The sequence below is a fragment of the Kosmotoga arenicorallina S304 genome (assembly GCF_001636545.1).
GTDB lineage: Bacteria > Thermotogota > Thermotogae > Petrotogales > Kosmotogaceae > Kosmotoga_B > Kosmotoga_B arenicorallina.
On record NZ_JFHK01000002.1, the window covers coordinates 265,827 to 277,613 of the forward strand.

Annotated in this window: 13 protein-coding genes; 3 read left to right on the forward strand and 10 right to left on the reverse strand. The window is 41.5% G+C overall.

The annotated features are described in order from the left end of the window. Position 1: 1 nt before the first annotated feature. Genes AT15_RS01510 through minC form a run of 9 tightly spaced genes read right to left on the reverse strand, consistent with a single transcriptional unit; the run spans position 2 to position 7,353 of the window. Complete coding sequence (locus AT15_RS01510; RefSeq protein WP_068345630.1) at positions 2 to 322, reverse strand: hypothetical protein; 321 nt, start codon at positions 320 to 322, stop codon at positions 2 to 4. Between the two features lie 2 nt (positions 323 to 324). Then, positions 325 to 1,116 (reverse strand): epoxyqueuosine reductase QueH, encoded by a 792-nt coding sequence (locus AT15_RS01515; protein WP_068345632.1) that lies wholly within the window; start codon positions 1,114 to 1,116, stop codon positions 325 to 327. Beyond that, a complete protein-coding gene (locus AT15_RS01520; RefSeq protein ID WP_068345634.1) occupies positions 1,113 to 1,901 on the reverse strand; it encodes a ComEA family DNA-binding protein in 789 nt (262 codons plus the stop codon). Before AT15_RS01520 ends, AT15_RS01515 begins: the two co-directional genes overlap by 4 nt. 1 nt (position 1,902) lies before the next feature. After that, a complete protein-coding gene (locus tag AT15_RS01525; RefSeq protein ID WP_068345636.1) occupies positions 1,903 to 2,664 on the reverse strand; it encodes a sporulation protein in 762 nt (253 codons plus the stop codon). Then, complete coding sequence (locus AT15_RS01530; protein ID WP_068345638.1) at positions 2,661 to 3,644, reverse strand: dehydroquinate synthase/iron-containing alcohol dehydrogenase family protein; 984 nt, start codon at positions 3,642 to 3,644, stop codon at positions 2,661 to 2,663. Before AT15_RS01530 ends, AT15_RS01525 begins: the two co-directional genes overlap by 4 nt. After that, positions 3,641 to 4,651 carry a M42 family metallopeptidase gene (locus tag AT15_RS01535; RefSeq protein WP_068345640.1) on the reverse strand — a complete coding sequence of 337 codons (1,011 nt, stop codon included), beginning with the start codon at positions 4,649 to 4,651 and terminating at the stop codon, positions 3,641 to 3,643. Before AT15_RS01535 ends, AT15_RS01530 begins: the two co-directional genes overlap by 4 nt. Further along, positions 4,648 to 5,688, reverse strand: a complete 1,041-nt coding sequence (locus tag AT15_RS01540; protein WP_068345643.1) for a M42 family metallopeptidase — start codon at positions 5,686 to 5,688, stop codon at positions 4,648 to 4,650. The genes AT15_RS01535 and AT15_RS01540 overlap by 4 nt, the downstream gene beginning before the upstream one ends. Then, positions 5,678 to 6,700, reverse strand: coding sequence for a M42 family metallopeptidase (locus tag AT15_RS01545; RefSeq protein WP_068345645.1), 1,023 nt, complete (start codon positions 6,698 to 6,700; stop codon positions 5,678 to 5,680). Before AT15_RS01545 ends, AT15_RS01540 begins: the two co-directional genes overlap by 11 nt. After that, positions 6,697 to 7,353, reverse strand: coding sequence for a septum site-determining protein MinC (gene minC, locus AT15_RS01550; protein WP_084251383.1), 657 nt, complete (start codon positions 7,351 to 7,353; stop codon positions 6,697 to 6,699). The genes AT15_RS01545 and minC overlap by 4 nt, the downstream gene beginning before the upstream one ends. A gap of 283 nt (positions 7,354 to 7,636) precedes the next feature. Between minC and AT15_RS10245 the strand changes: the two genes are divergently transcribed. Next, a complete protein-coding gene (locus tag AT15_RS10245) occupies positions 7,637 to 7,810 on the forward strand; it encodes a hypothetical protein (protein ID WP_161484641.1) in 174 nt (57 codons plus the stop codon). 237 nt (positions 7,811 to 8,047) lie between these two features. Continuing rightward, on the forward strand, positions 8,048 to 8,995 hold the full coding sequence (locus tag AT15_RS01555; protein ID WP_068345647.1) for a hypothetical protein: 948 nt from the start codon (positions 8,048 to 8,050) through the stop codon (positions 8,993 to 8,995). Positions 8,996 to 9,291: 296 nt separating this feature from the next. Here the strand turns inward: AT15_RS01555 and AT15_RS01560 are convergent, their stop codons facing one another. Further along, positions 9,292 to 9,924, reverse strand: a complete 633-nt coding sequence (locus AT15_RS01560) for a hypothetical protein (protein ID WP_068345649.1) — start codon at positions 9,922 to 9,924, stop codon at positions 9,292 to 9,294. 635 nt (positions 9,925 to 10,559) lie between these two features. Between AT15_RS01560 and AT15_RS01565 the strand changes: the two genes are divergently transcribed. Continuing rightward, positions 10,560 to 11,696 carry a carbohydrate binding domain-containing protein gene (locus tag AT15_RS01565; protein WP_084251384.1) on the forward strand — a complete coding sequence of 379 codons (1,137 nt, stop codon included), beginning with the start codon at positions 10,560 to 10,562 and terminating at the stop codon, positions 11,694 to 11,696. The last annotated feature ends 91 nt before the right edge of the window (positions 11,697 to 11,787 follow it).

Sequence of the window (11,787 nt, forward strand, 5' to 3'; positions counted from 1 at the left end):
ATTAAATACCTCTAACCAGCAATTCGGGAATTTTAGAAAGGGCCTTGTAACCTGTATCCGATGTCACTTCACCAAAAACGGCCAGCAAAAACCGTTTCCCTCTTACAATTATCGGGATCACGCTGATAATAATTCCTTCATTTGAGGTGGTGCTTCTTGTACCGGAATTAACTGCCAATGCTACGGAAAGCGAAGGGATGGTACATGGCAATTCACTCCCTAAACTTTTTCCCTCTTCGTCTATCAATCTCAAAACGACCCCCAAATCGGTACTTAATTCTTCGATTCTGCTGGCAAGCTTATGAATTTCGCTGTCTTGCATTTTTATCTCCTTTCAATTTTGCAATTATATTTTCCACACTTGAGCCACTTTCCAGTCAGGCCAAAATCTTTCATGAGCTCTGTTCCTACCACAAGAGAGGAAGGTTTAAGGATTTCCAGAAATCTCTTTAATTCCTCTCTGCCATCTATCTTTAGCATAGTCAAATCCAATTTTCTTCCTCTAAATCGCCACAGGTGCTCGTACTGAGGAAAACACTCTTTGAGTTGCATTTGATCCTTTTTGTCCCTTTCCAGCTTTTTGATGACCTGTTCTCTTAGTCCAAATACGCAACCGCAGTAATCCTGCTTATAAACGTCTTTTAGAACTTCCCTGATTTTTTTGTGATCAATACCATTTCGAAAGTCAAAGGGTATATATTTTATACCAGATGCCCTTTCCACTTCGTAGCCAGCACGGTGAATTAGCTCGGGATTTTTCTTCGGACTGGAAAGAAGCGTTGTAGAAAAGGCTTCGTATCCAGAGTTTTTTGCATACTTTGCCGTAACAGCCAGACGATATTTTATACAGTAATAACAGCGCCTGCCTCCTTCAGGTTCTGCCGCAAATCTTGAAAGCACTCTGGCGCCGAAACTACTTTCATATATACCTTCAACAAAAGACACCGAATAGCTTCTGCTGACTTTATAAAAGGCATTTAACCTTTTTACATACTCCAAATATGGAAAAATGTTCGGATTAAAGAAAAAAGCCGTTACCTCTTCTTTTTCTCTCTCTGAAAAATGTTCCAGAGCAATTACTTCATCCGGCGCGCAACACACGTGCAACAGGATCAAAATTCAACCATCTCCCCTATTTTTCGCAGGGTTGCTTCCCCTATTCCCTTTACGGCTTCCAATTCGGATAATTCCCTGAAAGAACCATGTTCTTCTCTATACCGGATAATTCTTTCAGCAAGTGTAGGTCCAATTCCGGGCAGCTTTTCGAGCTCCTGAGCGCTTGCTCGGTTTACATTTATCAGGGTCTTTGCTGGTGTTTTCTCTAACCGGGTTGTACCAACAAAAATGAGTTCCTTTAATTTAGAAAAAGTCTTGTCTCCTATGCCATTTACTTCTTTCAATTCCTCGATACTGCCAAACCCACCATGAGTTTCCCTGTAATCGATAATACTTTTCGCTTTGATTTCTCCAATTCCAGGCAGTGATATTAACTCTTCCACCGAAGCTTTATTGAGATCCAGCTTTCTTTGTATTTCCCTTTTCTCTTCAGCTATTGAGTTATTGCTTACCGTTATGAATTCCCTGATTTTATCCAGAGTTGCCTGGCCAATTCCGCTTACATTCAAAAGCTCATCAACACTGCTGAAACCACCTTTGTTTTCACGGTAAGCGATTATGCTTTTTGCTTTTGACGGACCTATGTTTGGCAAAAGCTCAAGCGTTTTTGCATCGGCTTTGTTAATATCTATCGGGTAGATTTCTTTCGTCTCCATTCCAGGGATTTTCTCTGAAGCAACGCTTTCATCTATATTATCCGGTCCGAGAAAAGCTATAAGAGCTAGGATAAATATAAAAAGGATTGCCCCGAGAATTTGAGCCTCTTTTGTTGAGAGCTTTCTCATACTATTCTATCCTTCTTGGAAACCTATCGGCTATCCTCCATCCTGTTAATTCCTCCACTTCCGCAACGTTTAGATTATTGGAATATTCTCTAACTGCATCAAGATCTGGAAAAAGCCCCAAAATTGCCGAATAAAAGGTCCGGTTGTCTGTTGTTGTCCACCTATAGATGAAAGCCGGATAACCTTTGGCTCTCAGGTTTATTACCTGCGGTGCAATACCATCGGCAAAAGTGTGCGAAACCAGTTGCAAACCATAAACAACCCTTGAAGGGTACAATCCATCCAGCGGTATACCTTTCAGAGAAGCCACACCGTATAGATCATCTTCTATCTTCGTTATGAAATAATTCAATTCACCAACTTCAACACAGAGCTTAAAAGCGATATTCGTATCTACTGCGACATACGAAAAGTCCGTTCCTTTGATCAAATAATCAAAAGACTTCAAAATAAGCCTGTTATAATCAAAGCTCTCAAGGAAGAAACTCTTGATTGGCTTTACCTCATCGGGTTTTTTTATGGTAACTCTTGATGAACTCCCGGTAATCTCTGAAAATTCAGTTGCCATTGGCGTAGAATCGCTCACAATCTCATTATCTTCAGGCAAAAAATTCGAACGTATTTCCTCTATTATCAAACGATAATTTTCAGCTTCTTTTTTCAACATATAAGCATAACCGCCCAATAAAAAGGTAAATATTGAAAGTCCAAGGATGATTATTATCAAAATCCTAATCACAACATTCAGCGCTTTTTCTTTCATAATAAACTCTCCAATTCTTTACCATGGTCTTTTAGCAAACTAAAGAAATCCTCTGCGTTGATTTTTTCATGAAAAGCATTTCCAAAACATGGAATCTCCAGTTCCAGCTTCTTTATCTGTGAGAGATACTCGTTAATCGAACTAAAATCAAGCCGAAGAGGCCATTGCCTGCTCCAGAATTTTCTTAAAAGCCCCAGCAGGTTCTCTTCGCCTTTAACAACCCCAAAAATTTTTCCAAGCCATATCTCAAACACGACACCAAAGGCAAGCGCATTGAGAAAATCCAGTTTTAGCCTGAAAGCAGATTCCAGGATATTTGCGAATCTCATACCGATTACACCCGGGCTGTCATTTACCCTCTCCGAATAAAGTTTTATTACAATCCATATAATATCCGACCAGGCGTCAATGGAAAGTTTTTCGCTGCTTCCAAATAGGCGTTCAAGATAGCGAAACGCATGTTCGTCATAAGAATATGCAATGAATAAAAAAGGCATCAATTCACAATTTCCCCGCTCTAAAAATCTCGAATAGCTTAATCCGGGATCGATATAAATCTTATCGGGTAATCCATAGATTGCAAGCATATCCTTTTTGAATTCGAAGTTAATGTAAAATTTTCCATGTAATGGCAGAAGGGTTTGTGAAAGACTCGTTGAAGGCACGGCGTAGAACTCTTCTATCTGACTGTGGCTGAAAGCAGAATAACCTGCCAGATCGATGATAGCTCCGCCTCCAAGGGCAACAACCCTGGATTGTCCCTTTGTTCTGAAGAGTTGATACAGCTCAAAAACCCTATCGATTGATTTAACGTGTTCACCACCGGGCAAAACATGGACATCACCGGATTTTTTGGGCATGAGATTATTGAGACCGGAGTCCATCACAAAAATGGACTCCGGCGAAACGACATCGATATTTTTTCCGAAAATAATTTCGCAACGCTGCTCTTTACGTAATTCAAAAGAAAGCGTCTTCATACTACTCCTTCTTCAGCGAGTTTCTTCAAAAGGGTAACAGTGTGCAGCACATCATCGTAATCAACCATCTCATGGGGCGTGTGCACATATCTTGTAGGAACCGACACTGTTCCGGAAGCAATACCTGAGCCCGTCAACTGGTATCCTCTGGCATTCGTACCGCCAAAAATGAGAATTTCATATTGGTACGGAATTCCGTTCTTTGTGGCCACTTCTGTTAGTTTCTTCACAACCTGTGAAGAACTGATACTAGCCTTATCCTTTATTTTTATCGTTGGCCCTGCACCGAGCTTGAAGCCCATCCTTTTGAATGCTTTGGGTGTATCCGGACCAGCTGTTACATCAAGGGCTATTGCCATATCCGGTTTTATATCAAAAGCTGCGACACTCGCTCCCACCAGTCCCACTTCTTCCTGTACGCTGAAAACAAAATAAATATCATCCTTAGGTTCTTTGAGTTCTTTTGCCAGTTGAACCAGTATGGCACAGGCAATGCGGTCATCCATAGCTTTTGACACAAGGCGCTTGCCGTGGTCCAGAAAAGTGGCGTCATATGTTCCAAAAGTGCCAATAGGTGCTTTTTGCAAGGCATCCTTTTTGTCAGTAGCGCCAATGTCAACGTAAATAACATCAAAAGCAAGGCTCTTTATATTCTCAGCGTATTCCTTGCCTGTTTCCCCTTCAACACCGACAACACCGACAACACCCGTTTCAAATTTTATTCTGGTGCCAAGAAGGACATAAGGGGATACCCCACCTATCATTTCCACTCTGAGAAAGCCGTTGTCGTCCACATGCGTTACAACCACACCAATTTCATCCATATGTGCATCGAAAAGAAGCTTTTTTCCTGATGTGCCTTTTTTCCATGCGATTAGATTTCCCAGGGCATCTACTCTGTAACCATCGACATGGTCTTTTATTTCTGTGATAATGGTTTCTCTTATTCTGTCTTCCCTGCCGCTTGGCGATGAAACTTCGGTAAATTTCTTTATAAGCTCTTTCATTCAGGTAGCACCTTCCCTTCAATCACAAGAATCTTTGCAAGCTCTATAACCGCTGAAAAGTCTCTGGTATCTATCATCGAAACAGGTGAATGAATATAACGCGAAGGAGTTGAAATAACACCGGACGGAATGCCAGAAAGAACTCTCGCGAGCCTGGCAGCGTCCGTTCCACCAGCTAACCTCGCTTTATACTGATACGGGATATCATGCCTTTCAGCGGTTGCCTTGATAACATCAAAAATCCTCCGGTTCAGTACGAGACCGCCATGCGCAAAGGTCAGGGCTGGTCCCTCTCCAAGCCTTGTGGCCCAGCGGCTCTCAGGTATTTCCGGATTGTCACCAGCGGTTGTGTTTTCAAAAACAATAGCCGCATCAGGCACAACCTGGCTTGCGGCAACACCGCTTCCCCTGAGCCCAACTTCCTCCTGCACTACCCAGGAAAAGTAGACATCGTGTTCAAGACTTATATCTTCGAGAGCTTTTAAAACTTCTAAAAGGACCACACATCCGCTTCTATCATCAAAAGCCTTTCCCAGCGCATAATGACCCACTTCTTCATACTGTGTGTTAAAATAAACCGGATCTCCCACTTTTACCTTTCCGGATGCTTCCTCCTTGGAATTAAAACCCGCATAAATACTTAGATTTTTGTAATCAGGAGCCTTAAACAGGGAATCATCGCTTTGAAGATGAATAGCCTTAAATCCAATAACGCCCTCAAGAAGGTCTTTGCCAACCAATACTTTTTTACCGATAAGCACCCTCGGGTCGACCCCACCAACGCGGGTTATACCCAATGTGCCATCTTTGTTTATCTTCGAAATCATAAGTCCAACTTCGTCCATATGTGCTAAGAGCATCAGCTTTTTGGTGTTTTCGCCTTTTCCTTTTTTCAGAGCAATTAGGTTTCCGACACTGTCTCGCCAGTAATTATCTACTTTTCCCTTTATCTCTTCTTCAATAAAATCAGCGACGGGTTCTTCAAATCCGGAAATTCCGGGAATTTCGGACAGCTTTTTTAGAAGCTCAAACTTCATCCTTTTCACCTTCTTCCAGTTCTGAAAGGAACTCTACCAGAAGCCTTACGCTATTCTCAACATCTTTTGTGTCGATTACTTCAACTGGAGTATGCATATACATTTGGGGTAAAGACATGAGCAGCGTCGGAATACCTGTTCCAGAAATCTGAACCATATCAGCATCTGTCCCTGTTCTTCCAGCAGCAAATTCATACTGCACGGGGATGTTGTGTTTCTTTGCAGTCTTGTCCAATTTATCAAAATACTTTTTGTCAATGTTCGGACCGCCAACTGAAATTGCCGGACCCTTTCCAATGCTTATGTCAAACTCCGAGTTGTCATGGGTAACATCCATAGCAATTCCCAGATCTGGTCTGATGCCTTCAGCAGCGACCTTGGCACCAAAAACCCCTATCTCTTCCCTTGATGTAAAAACAAAATAGACATCGGGTCGGAGTGTAAACTTCTCAAGTTCTTTTGCAGTTAAAATAGATACAGCGCAACAAGCCCGGTCGTCCAGAGCCTTGCCAATTACTTTCCCGTTCAATTCGAGAGCCTTGAAATCTACAACTACCAGATCCCCAGGCTGGACAGCTTCATAATCGGAATTCATAGAGATATCTATGAACAACTCGTCAAAACCGGGAACCTTTCCCTTCGATTTTTTATCCTGAAGGTGCGGAGCAAGCATTCCTATGACTCCACGACGTTCAACACCATCCCGGCACTTAATTCTCACCTTTTGCGAAATCAAAACCTTGGGATCAATGCCGCCAAGCCCTTCGAATCTGGCAAAACCGCGTTCATCCGTTTTAGAGATTACAAGCGAAATCTCGTCCATATGGGTAAAAATCGCGACTCTTTTGCCTGTGTTGCCTTTCTTCAATGCAATCAAGTTTCCCATGCTATCAATATTCACCTCATCAACAAAAGGGCTTATCCTTTCGTGTATAAGTTGACGGGTTTCATCTTCATATCCAACCGGGCCAAAAGAGTTTGAAAGATCTCTGAGTAGCTCTGTAATCTTCAAATCGTCCCCCCCTTTGTTTCAAATTTCATATTATCAACACTCTCAACAACTATTCTTCCAGTCCTTATATGAGCTACTGCTGGGATATTCAGCCTTTCATAATCCTGAGAAATCGTCCCGCCTATTTGTAGCAAGGAAGGTGAAAGCTCGAGGGCAGCTATTATAGCTTCATTCCCAACAGAATACCCCGCTCTCAAGATACCCCGCGCTGAGCCAAATACAACTATGCTTCCGCCTGCAATAATTTCAGCACCAGCGTGGATATTTCCCATTACAATAACATCGTAATTATGCACAACAATCTGTCCAGAACGAAGATTCCGCTTTACGACCGCTGCTCCCCTTACTTCTGTAACTTTTTCCCTGACAAGATTGTATTTTTGCCCGATCTTCACATTTTTCTTTTCCAGACTACCAACAAGAATATCTTTAACTCTGACACCCATGTTGTTCAAAAGGGAAACGATATTGACAATGTCATCGGGTTTGCTTGTTTCCTGGGTAAGCATAAGCGAAATCTCGTCGCCCTCTGAAAAGAAATCTTTCGCTTCAGCGAACTTTGACATAATCTCCTGCTTAAGGGCTTCAATACTTGTATAGGCTTCTATAAGCAGAATCAAGCCTCTTTTTGTCATCCGAAAATCAATAGGCAACAGGATCCCTCCCTTCACCTGTAAATTTTAACATGAATGGCATTACTTGTAGATAATGAAAAAGCGAGAAAATCGCTATGGAGTGACTATACTGAGCTAAAGTAAAGCTCAGGATATGTTTTACTTCGTAAAGGCTTTACATTCCCTCGGAATGGCTGCGCGCCTGCGGCGGAGAAAAACCGAGTTACGTGAGTTACGAGTCACGAGTCGCGAGTTACGAAAGTAAACGAGAACTGAGTCCCAAGAGTCGAAAAAGCAAATACCTAGTTACGTGATTCAATGAATGACAGTTGGTGGTACGACTGTTGGTAGAGCGACAAATGATAATGCGACAGCTGATGGGGCGACAATTGGTGATACGACTATTGATGGAGCGACTGCTGGTTATACGACTGTTGATGGTACGAGGGTTGGTGGAGCGATGAATGATAATACGAGGCTTGCGGAAACTAAATAAAAGCAGAGAATCCGCGAGAAGAGATTCGGGTTAAGAGTTACAAGTTTCGAGAGTAAACGAAAACCGAGAGTTCAAACATTAATATTTGTGCCCATTGATTTTGCGTATTTGTATATAGTAAACTTTAATGGAGCTAAATGAAAATCTTTAAGTGGGAATAACTGACTTAATGAGCATTGTTGAATATCTGCTATAAATCCTTGGCTCAAAATTTCTCCATAGCTGGGGTAAATGCAGATGTATGAAGGAGAAATCCTCGAACCAAATCGGGAAAGGGGGATTTTTGTGAATTCATGTAAGCGATTAGCTCTTTTTTCTCTTTTAATGCTTGTTCTAATTGCTTTGTCTTCATGCGCTTTGACTGGTGACGAACTGAAGCCGGACAAAGACCACTCGATTGTCAGATTTGTTGTAAAAAACCCTAAATACAGCACCCGATTTTCACAGATGGCTATTCCTTCTGATACTGAGTCTTTTGGGATAGTGGCAAAAGAATCCGGTTCAGGTACTCTTATAAAAAGTTCCAAAGCTTTCGGAACCGAAGAATATTTGACAATGGAGATGAAACTTCCCGGAGATAGGGTATACAGCTTTTATTTCATGGGGATTGATAGCAATGACTCTCTCACCTGCATGAATTTCCTGAAAAACATATACTTACTTTCTGGTGAAGCCACTTCTCTATCTGTAAGCATGATCCCGATAGAGAAATCCATTTTTCCAACAGATGCAAGCTTAGCAAACGTTCTCTTTAAAGAACCAAAATACTCTTACGAAGAACCAAAATATGTTGATTGGACGAGGGCATATTACTACTTCACTTTCACCGCTACTGATCTCGGGACATTCTTTGAAGATCTTTCCAGCGAAGATCATTACTATACCAAGTACAGTTTCGATTTATGGAATGGCAAAGAGTTCTACTTGACTAGTAATTATTATTGGAGAGATTACGAGAGCAACTATTCTTACTCTTATATATCAAAAATCGATTCAAACACTGTACAGGCACAAGTTCCAGTGTATTTCCCCATAAAATATCATGATGATGGGACCCCGTATCCCTATACTGATGGTACCTTCTCTTTTTATTCACCTAATAATTTTGGAGGGCTCGGTGCGGGACTTTACAACTCTGTGAACTTTTCTGAATTAAATGCAGAAATAACAATTGTTATTGAATAAGAGAGTGATGCGAATCGACTTCTTCCCTGAGGCCAATGAAAATATATTCGCCAACGACATTTCTCTATTTAGTGGTTATATGTTGATTTGACCGGATAATGAAAAAAGACTCTTGTTTCGTTATCTTATAGAAAATAAGGTGTCACGAAAAAATGAGCCTACTAAATTTCAATAGAACTACTGGACTTGAAAAGCATATCTCCATTTCGGACCATATTCAGGAGAGTAAGAAAGTTTATGCCATCCCCATAAAAAACCCGGAAGCTATTGCTCCCGGGTTTATTGAGGGGTGAGATTTATCTCCAGCAGTTGCCTGCCTGTCCGCGGCCGCCCTGGTTGCCTCTGCCACCATGGTTTCCTCTTGGGCCCGGTGCATTTCTGTAATTTCCCTGCTGTGGTGCGTTCTGGTAATTCCCTCTTGCTCTGTTTCCTCTTCCATAAGCTGCTTGATTCATCATTCCACCCTTCATCCAGGTGGGGAAGCCATCAGCATCTCTAAGCACTATCTCTGTACCGTCTATCGTTATCTTTGAGGGCACTACGAAGCTTTCGTCATCAACCGTTACCAATTTACCCTCTACTACTACGTTTTGTCCTTCTGTTAGTTCCACATCGCTTAGCATCCAGAGGGGGCCTGTGTGCACTTCTACTATTCCTTCGGCTGTTTCTACCTTGATCTCTGCGGGCATGTATTCGACTTCGACAATGGTGCCTTCTATTGTGGTGTCTTCGCCACTAAAATATGCGCTGTCATCTCTGTTCTGATACAGGGGTTCAAAATTTCCCTCTGTCCTGTAAGCGTAACCACCTCTTGCTGCCGGTGTTCCTGCCGGTGCTTGCTGGTCATCCCAGCGAGGACCAAAAGCGAAGAGACTTGCACTAAGAACGAGAACCGCTACCAATGTTGTTACGATAATACCTTTTTTCATGTTCCTCACCTCCATAGTGGAATGTTTAACTTCACCACTATGATAGGTGACCTTCCTTAGAGTAACCTTAGACTAACCTTAGAAAATGCTTAGAGTTTTTAATCATACAACAGGCAAGTTTGAATGCCAAGATCAGGAAACCGAGAATCGATGTAGGATAAAATAAAGGAGGCAGTCAGGAGGAAGAGAGGAACAGAGAAGACCCCACTTATTCTTATAGAAAAAATAACCCACTTAATCCCTTTTAAGCAGTAATCAGGGAAATTCTTGTAATAAACCAAATTTGCCGGGTTCAATTAATTGGAAATTTATCTATCCAATTATTATTAAGCAAAAGATATATAATCCATCAACATATTATCAAGAATGACATCAGTCGGTTTTGCATGAAACAAGTTACATGTATATAATTTTGTATACATGGAATCCATAGCGACCAAAATCACCACCGCAAAGCCTTTCAGCAAAAGCTTTGGGATTATTCTTTTTCAAACCGCAGATCGTATACAGTTTTGCTATTTACCCGGAAAATAATCGCTGTTTATCTTATATCTTTTGGAACATGTTACATATTCTATATAGCGAATGATATTTGATGGTTTTACCATCAAATTCAATATAAGGGGTGATGACGTATGACAGGAAAGGCTATTGCCGTCTGGTCTGTTATTGTGCTATCAGCAATTGCGATTTTATTTGGTGCATGGAAAGATCTGGAGAGGGAAAAATTCTTTAGCGGCAGTGTAATAAGTAACGGAGATTTTAGCTCTGAAATAGTGAATGATCAGGAAAACAATCCGGGTGAATGGTTTATATGGGAAGCCGGGAAATACGGAATCAGCGGCGCGACAGTTGCCGATTATGGCGTCTCGAATGGTACAGCATTTGTTGATGTAGCAAACGCTGGTCCTGAGTCCTGGCATATTCAATTCAATCAATGGGTAGAACTTGAAAATGAACAGGCTTACCTCATTACATTCAAAGCGAAGGCCAATACTGAGAAATCCATTAATGTCAAGATATTGCAAACACATGAGCCATGGACGAATTACTTTGCTGAAACCGTTCAGTTAAACGAAGAATGGCAAACCTTTGAATTTTATTACTTGCACTCAAGAACCTCTGATAAAGTGGTGACCTTTGGTTTTGAATTGGGGAAAGATCCTGCTGCAACTGTCTATTTCAAGGATATTGTTGTCAAACCCGTTGATAAGTCACTGCTGCCGCCAAAAGAAGAAGTTGCTGACGAAGGAGAGACAATTGATTATTACTTTGATGAAGAAGAGCCCGGAAATTTGATCAACAATGGGGATTTCAGCGCTGGAATAGTTAACGATCAAGGTAGCATGCCCTTTGAATGGTGGATCTGGCAGGCTGGAGATTACAACATCAGTGGTGCTAAAGTTTCTGAATATGGCGTAAAAGATGGAGCTGCATATCTCGTACTTGCAGACACCGGAACAGATTCATGGCATATTCAGTTCGATCAATGGATTAATATGAAGCAGGGAAATACATACAAAATCACCTTGAAGGCAAAAGCAGATACACCAAGAGCGATAAATCTAAAATTAGTGCAAACCGGTGCGCCTTACGGTATGTTTTTCAGCGAAACATTGAATCTGGAGACTGAATGGCAGGTTTTTGAATTTGAATACACGCATCCAGACGATGGTGATCCGATAGTGAACTTCAGCATAGAACTCGGTGCAGGAGCTCCTACAACAGTATATTTTGACGATGTGGCGGTAGAACCCATCACATCTGAATAAATTCATGCATTCCGGTGGGCAGTTAAATGCCCACCATTTTTGGTTTTTTGTGAAACAAATTGTAACTTACCCTGAAAATGTTTCAAAAAGG